Annotated in this window: 14 protein-coding genes and 3 pseudogenes; 3 read left to right on the forward strand and 14 right to left on the reverse strand. The window is 69.9% G+C overall.

Annotated features, from left to right (window positions below; translation table 11 throughout):
* Positions 1 to 141 precede the first annotated feature (141 nt).
* A complete protein-coding gene (locus ACZ6D7_RS32025; protein WP_469498368.1) occupies positions 142 to 822 on the reverse strand; it encodes a class I SAM-dependent methyltransferase in 681 nt (226 codons plus the stop codon).
* Between the two features lie 457 nt (positions 823 to 1,279).
* On the opposite strand from ACZ6D7_RS32025, the gene ACZ6D7_RS32030 reads away from it, so the two are divergent.
* Positions 1,280 to 2,122 carry an IS701 family transposase gene (locus ACZ6D7_RS32030; RefSeq protein ID WP_469498371.1) on the forward strand — a complete coding sequence of 281 codons (843 nt, stop codon included), beginning with the start codon at positions 1,280 to 1,282 and terminating at the stop codon, positions 2,120 to 2,122.
* 568 nt (positions 2,123 to 2,690) lie between these two features.
* Here ACZ6D7_RS32030 and ACZ6D7_RS32035 read toward each other — a convergent pair.
* Positions 2,691 to 3,593, reverse strand: a complete 903-nt coding sequence (locus tag ACZ6D7_RS32035) for a S8 family peptidase (protein ID WP_469498373.1) — start codon at positions 3,591 to 3,593, stop codon at positions 2,691 to 2,693.
* Between the two features lie 980 nt (positions 3,594 to 4,573).
* On the opposite strand from ACZ6D7_RS32035, the gene ACZ6D7_RS32040 reads away from it, so the two are divergent.
* Positions 4,574 to 5,047 carry a hypothetical protein gene (locus ACZ6D7_RS32040; RefSeq protein WP_469498377.1) on the forward strand — a complete coding sequence of 158 codons (474 nt, stop codon included), beginning with the start codon at positions 4,574 to 4,576 and terminating at the stop codon, positions 5,045 to 5,047.
* A gap of 124 nt (positions 5,048 to 5,171) precedes the next feature.
* On the opposite strand, the pseudogene ACZ6D7_RS32045 reads toward ACZ6D7_RS32040, so the two are convergent.
* From ACZ6D7_RS32045 to ACZ6D7_RS32080, 8 genes and pseudogenes are all read right to left on the reverse strand, one after another.
* A pseudogene (locus ACZ6D7_RS32045) lies at positions 5,172 to 5,419 on the reverse strand (FAD-dependent monooxygenase); the annotation flags it as partial.
* 324 nt (positions 5,420 to 5,743) lie between these two features.
* Positions 5,744 to 6,055 (reverse strand): hypothetical protein, encoded by a 312-nt coding sequence (locus ACZ6D7_RS32050; RefSeq protein WP_469498378.1) that lies wholly within the window; start codon positions 6,053 to 6,055, stop codon positions 5,744 to 5,746.
* Positions 6,052 to 7,437 carry a hypothetical protein gene (locus ACZ6D7_RS32055; RefSeq protein WP_469498380.1) on the reverse strand — a complete coding sequence of 462 codons (1,386 nt, stop codon included), beginning with the start codon at positions 7,435 to 7,437 and terminating at the stop codon, positions 6,052 to 6,054. The genes ACZ6D7_RS32050 and ACZ6D7_RS32055 overlap by 4 nt, the downstream gene beginning before the upstream one ends.
* A gap of 6 nt (positions 7,438 to 7,443) precedes the next feature.
* Entirely contained in the window at positions 7,444 to 7,902 is a 459-nt protein-coding gene (locus tag ACZ6D7_RS32060) for a hypothetical protein (protein WP_469498383.1), read from the reverse strand.
* A 645-nt stretch (positions 7,903 to 8,547) separates the two neighbouring features.
* Positions 8,548 to 9,132 (reverse strand): annotated as a pseudogene (locus tag ACZ6D7_RS32065) (IS110 family transposase); the annotation flags it as partial.
* Positions 9,096 to 9,912 (reverse strand): annotated as a pseudogene (locus ACZ6D7_RS32070) (transposase family protein). The pseudogenes ACZ6D7_RS32070 and ACZ6D7_RS32065, both read right to left, overlap by 37 nt.
* 40 nt (positions 9,913 to 9,952) lie before the next feature.
* On the reverse strand, positions 9,953 to 10,189 hold the full coding sequence (locus ACZ6D7_RS32075; RefSeq protein ID WP_469498386.1) for a mycothiol transferase: 237 nt from the start codon (positions 10,187 to 10,189) through the stop codon (positions 9,953 to 9,955).
* Positions 10,190 to 10,227: 38 nt separating this feature from the next.
* Complete coding sequence (locus ACZ6D7_RS32080) at positions 10,228 to 10,965, reverse strand: SDR family NAD(P)-dependent oxidoreductase (protein ID WP_469498389.1); 738 nt, start codon at positions 10,963 to 10,965, stop codon at positions 10,228 to 10,230.
* Between the two features lie 84 nt (positions 10,966 to 11,049).
* On the opposite strand from ACZ6D7_RS32080, the gene ACZ6D7_RS32085 reads away from it, so the two are divergent.
* A complete protein-coding gene (locus ACZ6D7_RS32085; RefSeq protein WP_469498391.1) occupies positions 11,050 to 11,691 on the forward strand; it encodes a TetR/AcrR family transcriptional regulator in 642 nt (213 codons plus the stop codon).
* Positions 11,692 to 11,794: 103 nt separating this feature from the next.
* Here the strand turns inward: ACZ6D7_RS32085 and ACZ6D7_RS32090 are convergent, their stop codons facing one another.
* The 4 genes from ACZ6D7_RS32090 to ACZ6D7_RS32105 all read right to left on the reverse strand — a co-directional run bounded on the left by ACZ6D7_RS32090 (position 11,795) and on the right by ACZ6D7_RS32105 (position 14,684).
* Positions 11,795 to 12,010: a DUF6417 family protein gene (locus ACZ6D7_RS32090; RefSeq protein ID WP_469498394.1), complete on the reverse strand. Its 216-nt coding sequence runs from the start codon at positions 12,008 to 12,010 to the stop codon at positions 11,795 to 11,797.
* Between the two features lie 483 nt (positions 12,011 to 12,493).
* Positions 12,494 to 12,874, reverse strand: a complete 381-nt coding sequence (locus ACZ6D7_RS32095; RefSeq protein WP_469498398.1) for a nuclear transport factor 2 family protein — start codon at positions 12,872 to 12,874, stop codon at positions 12,494 to 12,496.
* A complete protein-coding gene (locus tag ACZ6D7_RS32100) occupies positions 12,871 to 13,752 on the reverse strand; it encodes an SIR2 family NAD-dependent protein deacylase (protein WP_469498400.1) in 882 nt (293 codons plus the stop codon). The genes ACZ6D7_RS32095 and ACZ6D7_RS32100 overlap by 4 nt, the downstream gene beginning before the upstream one ends.
* The gene (locus tag ACZ6D7_RS32105) at positions 13,749 to 14,684 is read right to left on the reverse strand and encodes a protein-ADP-ribose hydrolase (RefSeq protein WP_469498403.1); all 936 of its coding nucleotides are present in this window, start codon (positions 14,682 to 14,684) and stop codon (positions 13,749 to 13,751) included. The genes ACZ6D7_RS32100 and ACZ6D7_RS32105 overlap by 4 nt, the downstream gene beginning before the upstream one ends.
* Between the last annotated feature and the right edge of the window lie 82 nt (positions 14,685 to 14,766).

The following is a 14,766-nucleotide window of genomic DNA, read 5'->3' on the forward strand; positions in this document are numbered from 1 at the left end:
GAGGCGACAGAAGGGTTTTTGTGTTTTTAGGGGGGGCTTTGGGCCCCCCTCCAAAAAAAAAAAAACAGGGCTGCAACACCCGTAAAGCTTTTCCCCCCCCCCCCCCCCCCCCCCCCCACGTCTGCGGCGAGCCGAGGCGTCTCAGCGCAGTCGGCGCACGCGCAGCACCAGGTCGTCGGTGTGGTGCGCGCCGGCGCCGTCGCTGGGTGCGACGCGTGGCCGTTGCTCGTTCACCTCTACCTCCCAGTCGTCGTTGAGTAGATCGGCGACCATCGAGGGCCAGACGTAGTCAGCCGGGTCGAAGCCGCTTTCGTGCGCTTGCTGGGTGTCCATCCCCGCGTGGTGGACGAGCAGCAGCACGCCGCCGGGCGCGACGGCCGCGAGCAGCGCTCGCTCGGCCGCAGCCTCGGGGGTGCGCAGCAGGGCCGGGTACTGGGCGGAAACCAGGTCGAAGGAGGCCGGCGGGAGCACTGCCTCGGTGAGTGCGGCGTGTACCCAGTGAACGGCGAGGCCGGCGTCCCGTGCGTGCCCGGCCGCCCGCGCCAGCGCCACGCCCGAGACCTCGAGCGCGGTTACGTCCCAGCCGCGGCGCGCGAGCCAGACGGCGTCCGCGCCCTCGCCGCAGCCGACGTCGAGCACCCGCCCGGGTGCGAGCCCGGCGACCTCGGCCACGAGCACACCGTTGGGCTGGCCGCTCCACAACTGTTGCCGGTCGGCGTACCGGTTGTCCCACTCCGCCCGTACCGCGGGGTCTCCGACGTATCCGTCGGCAGGCGAGGGGATGTCGGACGCGGGCGATCCTGCTGCAATGTTGTCGGTCACGGGCCCACCGTCGCCCACCGGGCCCCGGTCCGCCATTCCTCTTGCCGGTCCGGCAAAACGGCGGGTCTTCCAAACGGCGGACCGTCTTCTGGTTGCACCTCAACTCGTCGGCAATGGACGGCACCCGTTGCCCGGCCCAACTCAGCTCGACCATCCGTGCCCGCAGCACCAGATCACGCGACGCCTTGCGCGCCCGCGACAGCCGACGCACGACCCGTTCCTCGTCCTCGTCACGGCTCGACCGTGCCCGTAAAACCACCGTCCAGCACCCGCCCCCGAGCAACCGAACCACCCCGCCACCAGGACTTATACCCAGAGAAGGAGGAACCCAGCAGTAGTACTGCAACGGTGTTTGCCGTGACTGCTGGCCAGGTCGGTCGTTGGTGTGGTCATGGGTGGGGACCTTGCTGATGTCAGGTTGTGGGCGGGTGAACTGGAGGCTCTGCAGGAGCGGTTCGTGCACCAGTTCAACAGGTCGGAGCCGCGGGAGTCGACGTCGGCCTACATGCGGGGACTGATCGCGCCGCTGCAGCGCAAGAACGGGTGGACCCTGGCGGAGGAGGCAGGCCATGCGGGCCCCGATCGCATCCACCGGCTGCTGAACCGGATCGAGTGGGACGCCGACGAGGTCCTGGACGACGTGCGCGGCTACGTCGTCGAGCACCTCGGTGACCGGGATGCCGTCCTGATCGTCGATGACACCGGCTTCCTGAAGAAGGGCGTGCGTTCGGCCGGGGTCCAGCGACAGTACTCCACCGCCGGACGCACGGAGAACTCCCAGATCGGCGTCTTTCTCGCCTATGCGACCGGCCGCGGACGCACGCTGATCGACCGGCGGCTGTACCTGCCCACGTCCTGGACGGACGACCGGGAACGCAGCCGGCGGGCAGGCATCGGCGACGAGGTCACGTTGGAGACGAAGGTGGCGATGGCCAAGGCGATGGTCCGCAAGGCCATCGCCGATGGCATCCCGTTCGGCTGGGTGACCGCGGATGCCGCCTACGGCTTCAGCAAAGGGTGGCGGTTCGAGCTGGAGCAGGCGGACGTCTTCCACGTCATGGCCACCACCCGCCACGACACCGTCGTCACCTGCTGGACACTCGACCACCCCGTCCACGACCTGCTCCCCGGTCTGCCCGGCAGAAGTGGAAACGCCGTTCCTGCGGCGAGGGAGCCCACGGCCTCATCCGTATCGTCGGCCGCAGGTGGGCGGTCGAGGCAGGCTTCCAGACGGCGAAGCAGGAATGCGGCCTGGACGACTACCAGGTCCGCCGTTATCCCGGCTGGCACCCCCACATGACCCTGGCCATGGCCGCCCACGCCTGCCTGACCGTCCTGCCGGCCCGCCGGCTGGACGCGGAGAAGGCGGAAACGGATCCTCCCAGCTCATCCACTACAGCCTCGCCGAGATCCGACGCCTGATCACCCGCCTCACCGACCCGGCCGGCACCGGTCGACCACATCCTGACCGGTCGACCTGGCGCCGCAGGCGCCAACACCAAGCCCGCATCAGCCACTACAGGAGACGCGGACACAGCCCCTGAACTGCCCAGCAATCAGAACAGCACCGTTGCAGTACTAAGCCTCGACGAAGGGTTGAAGGCCACCGGTGCGCACAGGGGAGTCACGGCCGGGCGGCTGGCAGACGCTCCAGTTCGATTCCGGGACATCGGACGACGCGGACCTGCCCGCCCTGGTCGAGTGGAGCAGGGCACCGGCTTGTGTCGCCGGCGTCTCCGATCTCCTCGACCAGCTGGGCTTCCCCCGGGCCGCTCAGTCCTCACCTGAGCCGTAGAAGCGACGTCTCAGGTCCACGGCTTTGCGTCACCCGCCTCCCCGGCGCAGGGCGTTGTACGCCGCCCAGGCGTTCAGCAGCGGTGGGCCACCGAACCGCGTCGGCCCCGGCCGGCGGCGGACTGTGTGACCGCGAAGCGCACCGCGGCGGGCCGTGCCGCCGGGAACTGGGAGAGCAGCAGCGCGATGGCACCGGTGACGAAGGGCGCGGCCGCGCTGGTGCCGGTGATTCTCAGCGACTTCCCGGCAACGCCGAGGCTCATGACCTCCTTGCCCGGCGCACTGAGTCCGCGTCTGCCGATCTCCGCGCCCAGGTTGGACAGACTCAGCGGCCACCCGTCGCCGTCGCAGGCGATCACCGGAATCGTCCAGGGATGCCGGGTGATGACCGAGGTGCCGAGCGTTCCTTGGTTGCCCGCCGCGACGACGACGATCACGCCGTTGTTCGCGGCATGGTCCAGGGCCTCCTCCAGCACTCGGTGCCGGGCGCTGGACGGCTCCGCCTGCGCGAGGCTGAGGTTGAGCACCCGGGCGCCCGCGTCCACGGTCTCGACGACGGCCGCCGCCAGCTCCTCGGCCCGCGCTCCGGAGAGGCATCCGTCCTCCGGGGCGCGACCGGACGTGGCAGGGCGGGACGAGAAGACGGGCCGCGACAGCAGGGTGCAGTGCGGGCAGATGCCCGGCGCCGCGGACCCTCGTCGCGCGCTGAGGATTCCGGCGACGAAGGTTCCGTGAGCGCAACAGCCGTCGTCGGCGCCGCATCCGCCCTGTGGCGCTGGGTGGAGCTCCCGCACGGGATGACCCCGCAGATCGGGGTGATCCCGTGCCACCCTTCCGTCGATCAGTCCGACGGCGACTCCGGGCCGACCGGGAGTGCGCTCCATCAAGGGCGTGAGCCCGACTAGAGCCAGCGGGTTCATTCGTGCTACCAGGGGCTGCCGCCGCCGTGCTCTGGCGAGCACATGAAGTCGAGGCATTCCGCAACGCAGCGTCGCGGATCGGAGGAGCGTTTGCAACTTGACCTGCACACCGGCCCGAGCTCTATTTCACAGAGTCCTTGTGGGACGATCCGGTCTCCGTCCGGTCCGGCCCCGGGGCGCGGCACTCGGCCGCCTCCCGCTGTCCTTGTCTCGTACACCGCCGATTCGGCGGTAAAGCCAGGAATCCTCATGATGATCGCCTCTCCTTCGGCGTTATCCCGGGATACAGGCCTTCGCATGTGTCGACGCCGTCACTGACGCAGCGGTCCATGCAGGCCATCGGGTCGACAGACTGGGGAACCGCACCTGGACCTGCCCCAACGCGTAGACATAGCCCGGGCCTCCTCCGGTCTCCGCATGAGCGGCCTCCCACGTCTGCTCCTTGTCCGTGGAGGACGGCGGTGTCTCGGAACAGTGACAGGCGGCCTGCGTGAGCGAGGTGTCCTCGGCCGACGCCACCCCCGTCTGTTCGTCATCACGTTCGTCTACGGACTGGCTCGTCAGCACGCCGGTCTGGTCGGGCTCCATGGGTGACTCCTCCCTCAAGCCTTCAGATATACGGTGAGCCGTCGTCAGCTACGAGCGGCCGCGTCGGGTCGAGAACGCCACCCACTGGTTCAGGGCGGCGGCCCGTCGCTCACAGCCAGTACGAGGGTGACGATGGAGGTGGGCCCTCGGCTCCGACCGGATGCGGACGGCACGCCGAGGGGTGTTGCGGGCGTGCGGCAGGATCAGCTTCCATCAGCACATACAAGGAGCGCGGCGACGACGGCACGGTCCCGGCGCACCCCCAGGGCCCACGCAGCCGCGGATCCCAGGATCGTCTACGCCTCGGTCCAGATGACCAGCGGACCCGTGGTCGGGCCGGGGGGAACTCGCTGGAACCTGGAAGGGACCGAACCCTGTACGAACAGCTTCGAGATCGACGCGGATCTCGGCGACGGCGGCTACCTCCCGTGCCCCTGAGGAAGCCCGCATTGGCCCTGGTGACGGCGATCGCCGCGATCGCTGTCACCGCCGGCTGCCACACGCAGGCACCGGACCCCCCGGACTTCGGGTACGCCCGCAGCCCGGAGGGCGGCCTCGTGGTCGCGTATCCGATCTGCCCGGGGGACACCGTCTCGGGAGCGGAGATCTACGCGGACGACGACGACTTCACGACCCTGTGGAAGGCACACGGCGCGCGCTCGGCCGAGACGGCGCGGGGCCTCTTCGAAGTAGGCGGCGACGCCGGCTTCGCCGATGAGGAACACCCCCTGCGCGGGGAGCTGCCCGACGGCTTCTACGTCACCGTCTTCGAGAAGGCTGACGGCAAGGAGGAGAACGGGAGGGACGGCTGGATCGACCTCTCCCGGCTGAAGGGCGCCCGGCTCGGGGAGGGCGAGTACATGACCCACACAGGAAGGGTGATGACCCGGGCGGACGTCAACGCCCAGCTGAGCTGCTCCTGACGGAGGTGCCGGTCACGGTGGGGCGCGTCACGACTGAGGCGCCCGCCCCCGCTCCACCGTCCCGTCCAGCCGCGCCGACTCCTCCCGCGACGGCGTGAGGTCCGCCGCCCCCGCCGAGTTAGCCGCCGTCGAACATGGCCAGGTTGGCTCCCTCGCCCGCGAAGGGCGACATGACGTGCGCGGCGTCGCGAGCAGGGTGACTCCGGGGCGCCGGTCCCAGCGGTGCCCGACGTGCAGGACGTGGACGCGGCGCGGTACGAGGGCGCCGTCGGCGTCGGCGTCGGCGTCGGTGTCGGCGACGAGGGCGCGGAAGCGCGGATGCCAGTCGGCGAAGGCGGTGAGCAGCGCGTTCTTGGCGGTTGAGGTGTCCGTGTCGGCGAGCTGGCAGTGGACCACACCCCGAAGCGCACCGGCCACTTCATGAGGCGGCGAGAGCATCGGCACGATGCTTCGCGACGAACGAGCGAGCGCGAAGCGTCTGTCGATCACGTCCCCGGTGCGTTCATGCGGGTCGGGTCGGATCAGGGCAGGAGGACGGACCCGTGCCCCGGATCCGGGGCACGGGTCCGCCTCTCTGCGCGGCGGCCGGGGCGCGGTACGCGGCGGCCGCCGCGAACCGCTTCCACCGGGAAGGTGACGTGACCCCCGCGCCCCGGGGCGATCGTCGCCTGCGGCTCGGGCCGGTCGACGGGGCCTTCAGCTGCCGGGACCCTGCGGGTACGTCTGGACGATGTACGTCCAGCGGGCCGCGCCCATTGCCAGGAAGGCCACGGCCGGTGCCAGCCACCAGCGGCTGAGGGACCGCCGACGCACGGGGAACAGGCCGAGCAGGAAGGTGAGGACGCCGAGGGTGATCAGCAGCGCCGACGCGAACTCGATGGCCGTCAGCGTCGACTCGTCCCAGACCCCTTGCGGCTGGATCGTCAGCGCCCCGTACGCGACGTAGGCATTGAGCAGGTAGGCGAGGACGAGGACCACTCCCCAGGGGCCTCGCAACAGGCCGGTCATTTCAGGGCACTCCTCGCGTCGTCCAGATTCCTGTCGAAACCACGGCCGTAGGCCTGGGCCCCGTCATCCTGCCAGTAGGGGCCGCCGTTGTAGCGGGCGGCGAGTTCCTGGCGCTGCTCCCGCGTCATCTGGTCCGCCGGTACGTCGGCGAAGCCGCTCTCCTCCTTGAGCATGGCCAGGTACTCGGAGGCGATGAAGATGTTCTGCCCGGGGTCCTGGAGCGAGGCCTCGATGGTGTCCCGCTGCCCGTCCGTGAGGTTCGCCGGGTCGTACCCCAGGACCTCCGCGGCCCGTCGCACCTGGATGGCGATGGGCCCGAAGGACGTCTCGTCGGGGGAGCCGCCGAGTCGCGACGGCAGATTCTCCGGGGTGGTGTCCAGCCAGCCGTCCTCGGCGAGACCGCGGATGGTGTCGACACCGTCGTCCATCCAGCCCCACTGGCCGCCCACCTCCTGCCAGGCGATGCCCGCGACCATGTCGGGCGGCAGGCCGGATCGTTCCGCCGCCGCGTTGATGATCTCCTTGTTCGCCGCGATCCACTCGCGACGTTCCTCGGCGTTCCTCGGCACGGCCCAGTAGGCGTCGGTAGCCTCGGGCAGCCCGGTCAGGCGCATCCTGATGTCCGCGAGGGACGCCGACACGTCGTCCTTCCCCACGGCCTTGGTGAACTCCGCCTTGGCCCCGCTGCCGGGGAGATGCGTGAGCGGATCCCGGCCGGCCTCGGCGGCTTCGGCCCGCAGCGCGGGGATGGCGTCGATCAGGCTCTTGGCATCGACGAAGTCACCGCCGCGGAAGTCGGGGAGGGCCTTGTAGGCCGTGTCCAGTGCCGCCGTGCACGCGTCCCGGGCCTCGCTCTCCACCGTCTTGGCACGGTGGTAGGCCGCACTGGCCTGATCGTGGGCGCGGTTCGCGTCGTCCTTGATGTCGTCGATGTCCACCGTCAGCTCGGCGGCCCAGTCCAGGAAGCCGGTCGTACCCCGCAGGTCCTCCCACTGGCGCATGGGCCCGGCTTCCTGCGCCTGACGTGTCACGGCGTCCGCGACCTGGGATATGAGGCCGGCCAGCGTCTGCTCCGCCGCCTTGCCGTCCGAGTAGTGGGACTTGGCGGTCTCGAGCGCCGACGCGTAGTGCATGAGCGCGCTCTGCGCCTTGTCGTACCCGTCGGCGAGGTGCGTGATCAGATCACGCGCCTCCTTCAGGCGGTTGTCGTACGGCTTACGGTTCTCACTCACCCACTGCGTGTGGGTGGCGGCCCGCTGCGCGCCGGGCTCGACGTCGAGCAGCAGATCGCGCAGCCTCTTGAACTCCAGGGCGTTGCGCTCCACGAGCGCGGGGTTGCAGTCGTCGAGGAAGCGGACGTCCTGGCGATAGGTGTAGGCCATGGCCGCTCACCGGTCTTCCGGGGCGACGTACTGCCCCAGCTCGAGGATGGCGTTCATCATGCCGCCGGCCACGTCGCCGTCGTAGTCGACGAAGGTGCCGTTCGCGTCCCTGAGCCGCGTGGACAACGCGGCGAGCAAGGACGTCACGTCCTGGTACTGGTCGTCCGCGAAGCGGGCGAACTTGTCGACCTTCGCGGCGACGTCCGGGTGCGAGCGCGGTGCGCGCGCCGTGGTGCAGAGGTCACCGTCGGGCCGCCCCTCGTACAGCAGCCCCGCCAGTTCGATCAGGGAGTTCGCGTTCCCGTTGAGCGAGTCGTGGTTGACGCGTAGCTCATCGCCCTTGCCTCCCGGCGTAGCCTGGCCGCCGCCTCCGCCGCCGTCGGCGGGATACTGATTCAGCTGCATCCGCGTGGCGTGCTGCTCCGCCGCCTGGGCTTTGAGCTGCTCCCACTCGTCCCATGCCATATGTTCCCCGTCCCCCGTGTTCCCGCGCGGTGCGTTCCGCTGCGCGGATTCCATGATCCAACCGACTGTAACGGGCGACCGGCCCACGCCTCCAATCTCATTCGGGCCGACGGGCCCGTCTGCCGGAGATCTCCGCGCCGTCTTCACGCCGGTGAGAGGCGCCTGAGACGTGCCGGGTCCCGACCGCGTTCAGGTCCCGGTCTTCTGGCGCCACGACCGGCATGGAGTTGCGGGGCTTGGTCCGACCTGGGCGAGTATGCGTGGTGCCGGCGGAGATACTCCCGTGCCCGGCCTCCTTGGGGTGTGGCCGAGCCGTCGGTGACCGGGTGCCGCCGCTCGTGTCCCCCGCAACTCACCGGCCTCACCCTCGGCGCCGTCCGCAGGCGGGGCCGTCCGCCCCGCCCACCATCCCGCATCTCCTCCCGGCTCCGTGCCGCAAGCCGGCGGTGCGGGGCCGCCCGGCCTGCCCGTGCCCCGGCGGCCGCCCGTCGGCGCGGCCCCCACACCGCCGCCTGCCGCGCCCCGCACGCTTCCGGCCCGGCCTGCCTGCCGTCTCGGTCTCAGGGTTGCGCCGCTGACCCTCCTGGACCAGAACACCGCCCCCGGCGAAGACGAACAGCACACCTACCTCAGCTGCTCACCACCATCGGAATTGCGGACCATGCGGTTCCTCAGCCAGCTCGTGAGCCGGTTCATTCCGATCCGGCGCAGGCTGGCCGGGGTTTGGTGGCCCGTCAGCAGCACCAGTGACGCTTTGGAGGTCTTGTAGACGAAGGCTCGCTGCAGGGCGGGAAAGTACTCCAGCATCTGGGACCGCATCCTGTTGATCGCCCGGGTGTGGTCCGCGGCCAGATCCAAGCGGCGCGAGGTAAGAATCCGCAGGTCGACGGCGATCGTCGCCTCGGCGCATCAGCTGAAGGTCGTGGCGCATGCGCGCTTGGTCGGCGATGACGAAGGCGTACTTCGCGTCCGTCTTCCCGTCGCCCCGGTAGGAGCCGGGCAAGTGGTCGACGGTGCGGCAGAGGATGTGGAGAACATGCTGCTCATGGCCGGTCAGCAGCGCAATCATCAGGGCCGCCCCGCCAGCGTTGAGGTCGATCGCCCAGGTCACAGGCTTGCCTTCGCTGAGCGCGAGGACATCGGCGATCAGTTTGAGCAGTGCAGTCTCGTCGTTGGCCACCGGTCGGCGTCGATCACCACACAGTGATGCTCGGCCTTGCCCGCGTCCATACCAGCCCAGAGTTCGGGCACCTGCACCTCCGAAATCGCTCCTGCACTTGTCCGAGCAGAGACCTCGCCAGGGTGTCCTTACCAAGCGAGCAGTCGCGGAGGATCTTGTAGTTCTTCAGCCGGCCGATCGCATGCTCGACGCGAGGGCGGACCGGCGATGCTCGGTGTTGTCGGCTTCCTCGCCGGCCAGGAGAGCCCGGCCGGGTCGTTTGCAGTGCGGGACGACCGGGCCGGTGTTGATGTAGGCGCCGTCACCGAGCACGGTGACGCCCTGGCACTGCCGCGGCAGGCCGGAGGCGTGCCAGACATGGGCGTCGGCCCTGTTGCCCGGGGCCGGGCGGTGGCCACGACCAGGCGGGTGTCGGCGTCGATGATGACCTGCACGTTCGCGGAGAAGCGGTGGTTGCGGCTGGAGGCGCCGACCTTGCGGTCGCGGACTGGAATCAAGGTGCCGTCCACGATCCACAGTTGGTCCGCAGCATCGACTGGGCGGGCGGCCGGCTCGAGCGCGAGAAGGGGCCCAAGCCGCTGGATGACCCGGCACACCGGTGCAGGCGAGACCCCGAACAGCGGCGCGAGCTGCCGCATGGTCAGGTTCGTCCGGTAGTAGACAGCCACCACGAGCACCCGGTCGGCGAGCGGCGGACACCACGGCCGCCCGATCCGCGGCCCGTCACCACCCCGCTCCCGCACCACCTTCAGCAGCCGCTCGAACTGCTTGATCCGCAGCCCAGTGAACGTCTCCACCCACAACGCATCAGCCCTCAACACCCCACGCATACAAGGGAAATGCCCAGATCAAGGCGTTCTGCTACACGCTTCAGCAGTACCCCTTCGCCCCATCAAGCAGTTCCCTCACGATGTCCGCGTGCCCCGCGTGCCCCGCGTGCCCGGTCTGCTCGACGAGATGGATGAGCACCCAGCGGAGGTTGGTGTTGCCGGAGCGGCAGTCGGGGTGGCGGTCGACGTCATCCAAAGAGGCCGCGGCCACGATCTCGTTGCTTCGGGCGCACTGGGCCTCGTACGACGCAGACGCGCGGCCGGGAGTGCGCCCCATCGCTTCGAGGGAACCGGATGCGCACCACCGGCCGTCGTTCAGGCCCGGGTGTAGCCGCCGTCGGCGAAGAGTTCGGCGCCGGTGACGAACGACGAGGCGTCCGAAGCCAGGAAGAGGGCGGCCTCGGCGATTTCCTCGGCGTCAGCCAGCCGCCCCAGTGGCACGACGGCCTCGGCGAACTGGTCGACGTCCGGCCCCGCGGCGCCCAGCAGGCCAGGGGTCCGCGTGGGTCCCGGGCTGAGCACGTTGACCCGGAATCGGCGCTCCCGCGACTGCCTGGCCCAGTTGTGCACGAGGTTGCTCGCCGCCGCCTTCGAGGCGCTGTAGACCTCGAGTTGCTCATTGGGCCGCACGCTGTTGCTCGAGCCGACGACCAGGATGGAGGCGTTCTCCGCCAGCAGCGGAAGCGCCTTCTGAACGGTGAATAGTGGGCCCTTGACGTTGACGGCGAGCGTCAGGTCGACGTTCGCCTCGGTGTGGGCGCCGAGCGCGGCGTCCGCGACGATTCCCGCGTTGGCCACCAGCACGTCGATGCGTCCGGCCTCCTCGCGGACTCGCGCGTAGAGCGCGTCCAGGTCGGCCAGGACCGAGACGTCGGATCGTACGCCGGTGGCCGCAGGGCCCATCTCCTTGACTGCCGCTTCGAGGCGGTCGATGTCCCGGCCGGTCACGAAGACCCGTGCGCCCTCCCGGACGAAGCGGTGGGCGATGGCCAGCCCGATCCCGCTGGTCCCTCCGGTGATCACGGCCACCTTCTCCTGCAGCACGCCTGGCATGTCGAACCCCTTCAGTTGTGGAATGGATCGTCCATAACGTAGGCAGTAATGGACGATCGAGTCAAGAATGGATAGGCTGAGACCATGCCGAGACCACGCGCATTCGACGAACGCCAAGTCCTGGAGCGGGCCCGGGAACAGTTCTGGGCGAGCGGCTATGCAGGAACCCGGATGGACGACATCGCCCAGGCGACCGGCCTGGGCAAGGGCAGCCTGTACGGCGCATTCGGCGACAAGGGCAAGCTGTTCCACCGTGTGTTTGGCGACTGGTGCACCGCAGTCGTTGAGGTGGCCGAAGGGCGGCTGGCAGGTGGCCCGGACGCAGAGGCCTTGGCCCGGCTGTCGGGATACGTGCACCTGATGGCGGAGAACACCGCCTCAGACACCGAGCGCCGCGGGTGCCTGTTGGCCAAGGGCGCGGCGGAACTGGCCCAGCACGATCCGACGGTCGCCGGACGGTCGGCCGAGACCATGACGGCACTGCTGACCCTGCTGCGGACGGAGATCAGCGCCGCTCAGCGCCACGGCGACATCGATAGCGCTGCGGATCCGGAGCGGTTGGCGGCACTCCTGCTGACGGTGGTCCGCGGTATCGAGGCGGTAGGAAAGGCCGGCCTGGACCCGGAGACGCTGCGGAACATTGCAGACACCGCACTGGCGGTCCTGCCCATGCCCGAGGGGCAGAAACGCCTCGTAACCGGGCGCAGTCCGGCTCGCGAGAACTAACTTGGTGCCATCACGGCCACATGATCCGCCGGGCAGTGCCTAGACGCGACGTGGCGGGTGAACGCGTCGAGCCCTCCAGGCGGTGTGTCGGATGCCGTTCGTGTCAGGGGAGGTGATCGGCCGGTGGCGGGCAGTGCAGGAGCGGTGGGGACGCGGGGATCGCCGTGCGTACAGCGGGGGAGGACTGGCAGGTGACGCCGGTGTCGCGGGCGAAGCGGTTGACTTCGAGTGCGGAGCCGGTCCGTTTGTGCAGGCAGAACACGTAGGCCACGGACGTGATCTGGTAGTCGGTCAGGTGCAGGATCCAAGGATTTACCACATGGTCGCAGCCTGGCCGGCTGGCCGGCTACCTCATCGACCTCGGCCGCGTCGAGGACGCCCTGGCCGTCCTCCAGCGGCGCACCCCCCCGGCCGCCCGAGCTGTCGGACGGCCCCTGGCACGACGATCCCCCGTTCTGAAGCCCTGTCGTGCGGGGTGGCGCCAGCGGCCGGAGGCGTCGCGGGCGACGTCGACGCCGACTTCCACCCCAGCTCCGGTTCCACCAGCATGACGACCAGTTTTTGGCTGCCCCACCCGACGGAGAACGACCAGCCCGTCCAGGGATGCCCGCGCCGCCCCGGATCGAGCAGGCCGGCGACCGCAGCACCTGCCGCCCGGGCGAGGGTGGTGGTGCGGATGACGAACTGAAGGCCTGCGCTGTTCATCGCGATGATTGATGCGGTCGGCTGGCGTTCTGCCTGCCTGTGGGGGGCCGTTGGTGGTACGCGTGAGCGTTGCAGTGCGGCGCGCGCGGGGCGAGGGTCAGAACATGGTGTTGTCGTTCTTGGAGGTGGGCGGGATCACCTGGAGGACGTCCCAGTGTTCGACGATCTTGCCGCCTGCGTCGAAACGGAAGATGTCGATGCCGGCGTACTCCTCGTCGGGCCAGGTCTGGTGGCAGTGCAGGATCACGTGGTCGCCTTCGGCGAAGGCACGCTTGACCTCCACCCGCTTGCCGGGGTACTCGGCGGCCATGCGCTCGAAGTAGTCGATGAACGCCTGCTTGCCGTCGCCGACGTGTGGATTGTGCTGGATGTAGGTGTCGCCCGCGTACTGGTTGATGGCCTCGGCGGGGCGGCACTGGTTGAACATCAGGTCGTAGAACGCCTGAGCCGTGGCCTTGTTCTTCTCCGGGTCGCTCATGATGCCACCGTAGGGTCGGGTGCCGGATGCGGCACGGTGAGTGCGTCGAGCAGTTGGTCGGCCCCGGCGGGGACGGACAGGGTCCGGCCGGTGAGGTCGGCGGGGGTTTCGGGGTGGGTGGGGTTGATGCGTACGAGACGTGCGTGGGGGATCTGACGGGTGAGGAGTTCGCCCGGCCACCGGATGACGCCCGGGGTGTTGAATCCCGCGCCGAACTCGAGGATGAGCAGGCGGGCGTCGACCGCAGTTCCCAGCCAGTCCTGGAGGCGGCGGCCCGCGGGGAGACAGGGGGCGTCGACGAACTCGGGGCCGATACGGACGTTGATCTCGACCTCGCCGCCGCAGTTCGGGCAGCTGGGCAGGGGACCGGTGACAGCGCCGGTGGCCGGGTCGTACGCAGCGAGGAGCTGTGCGATGAGGGGGCGGCTGTCGAAGGTGGTCGGGGTGCAGGGAGCCGTGCACTGGTAGCGGCCGTAGTCGCCCTGCGGGGTGAAGACCCGGTCGGGGTCGAAGCCGTTGCGGGCGAAGAGGGCGTCCACGTTGGACGTCATCACCCAGTGGTCCTTGTCGCCGACGAGGGACCTCAGCCGCTGGTAGAGGAGGTTGGGTTCCGGGGAGAAGCGGATGTCGTCGATGTGGACGGCCCAGTAGCCCCACCACAACTCGGGCGGCAGGGGGACGCCGGCGAGGTAGCGGGAGCGCAGGCCGAGGCGGTGCAGGGCGGGGAAGAGTTCCCGGAAGCGGTCTTCGTCGCCGTAGTCGTATCCGGCGGCGGCGCTGAGTCCGGCCCCGGCGGTGATCAGGACACGGTCGGCCTCGCCGAGCCAGGTCCGTATCGTCCCGGCGGCGGCTTCCAGGCCGAAGGCGGACTCGTTCATCGGGGCTGGGTCCCTTCGGTCAGTGCCTGGACGTAGGCGGCGAGATCGTCGTCCGCGTACACATCGAAGATCACGCGGTCGAGCCGTCCGGGGTGCAGGTCGAGCCATTCGGCCACGGTGTCCAGGGCGATGCGGGCGGCGGGCGTCTTGGGGTATCCGAAGACGCCGGTGCTGATGCCGCAGAACGCGACGGTGCGGATGCCGTCCACTTCGGCGGCGAGGTCGAGGCAGGCACGGTACGAGGCCGCCAGCGCCTGCTGGTGCTGCGGGAGCACGGGACCGTCGACGATCGGGCCGACGGTGTGCAGGACGTAGCAGGCGGGCAGGTGGTAGCCGCGGGTGATCTTGGCGGTGCCAGCAGGCTCCGGGTTCCCCTGCAGGGACATGATCGTGTGGCAGTCGGTGCGCAGGCGGGGGCCGGCCGCGGCGTGGAGGGCGTTGTCGATGCACGGGTGCATCGGGGCGAAGCAGCCGAGCAGGGCACTGTTGGCGGCGTTCACGACGGCGTCCGCGCCGAGGGTGGTGAGGTCGCCCAGCCACAGCACCGTACGGTCGGCGGCCCGGTACGTGGCGTGGGGAAGCGTGTCGCGGATGGTGGGCAGCGAGGCGGCGTCGGTGGTGTCGCGTGCCCGGCGTTCGCCGGCCAGGATTTCGTCCAGCACGCGGACGGTCCCGGTGGGCAGCGGGCCCGGCTTCCGGACCGTCAGCACCGCCCGCAGGAGCCGCCGGGCGGCGGCATCGTCGACCCGGTCCGCTGCGCCTGGGCGCAGCCCGACCGTCGCTGCCGCCGGGTCGTCGCCCAGCAGGCCGAGCGCCTCGCGTACCAGGTCGGCGGACCGGTCGTCCGGGTCGTGGCCGGCGTCGGGCCGGAACGGCTCGTCCAGGGCGATGGCGGCGCGGTAGGCGGTGAGCGGCAGCGGGGTCGGGTACAACGGTGGCCCTCCGGACAGTGGGTACGTGACGGGTTGAAGGTGAGAGAGATCTGCCGAACGGCACGCCGCATGCCCTCACCCG

It is taken from the genome of Streptomyces sp. NPDC041784 (assembly GCF_055591025.1).

What these genes read in the sequence shown, in the direction of transcription:
- ACZ6D7_RS32035 (WP_469498373.1), bottom strand. Translation starts at nt 3,593, where the DNA reads ATGCCTCGACTTCATGTGCTCGCCAGAGCACGGCGGCGGCAGCCCCTG.
- ACZ6D7_RS32050 (WP_469498378.1), bottom strand. Translation starts at nt 6,055, where the DNA reads ATGACCGGCCTGTTGCGAGGCCCCTGGGGAGTGGTCCTCGTCCTCGCC.
- ACZ6D7_RS32055 (WP_469498380.1), bottom strand. Translation starts at nt 7,437, where the DNA reads ATGGCCTACACCTATCGCCAGGACGTCCGCTTCCTCGACGACTGCAAC.
- ACZ6D7_RS32060 (WP_469498383.1), bottom strand. Translation starts at nt 7,902, where the DNA reads ATGGCATGGGACGAGTGGGAGCAGCTCAAAGCCCAGGCGGCGGAGCAG.
- ACZ6D7_RS32075 (WP_469498386.1), bottom strand. Translation starts at nt 10,189, where the DNA reads ATGGGGCGCACTCCCGGCCGCGCGTCTGCGTCGTACGAGGCCCAGTGC.
- ACZ6D7_RS32080 (WP_469498389.1), bottom strand. Translation starts at nt 10,965, where the DNA reads ATGCCAGGCGTGCTGCAGGAGAAGGTGGCCGTGATCACCGGAGGGACC.
- ACZ6D7_RS32085 (WP_469498391.1), top strand. Translation starts at nt 11,050, where the DNA reads ATGCCGAGACCACGCGCATTCGACGAACGCCAAGTCCTGGAGCGGGCC.
- ACZ6D7_RS32095 (WP_469498398.1), bottom strand. Translation starts at nt 12,874, where the DNA reads ATGAGCGACCCGGAGAAGAACAAGGCCACGGCTCAGGCGTTCTACGAC.
- ACZ6D7_RS32100 (WP_469498400.1), bottom strand. Translation starts at nt 13,752, where the DNA reads ATGAACGAGTCCGCCTTCGGCCTGGAAGCCGCCGCCGGGACGATACGG.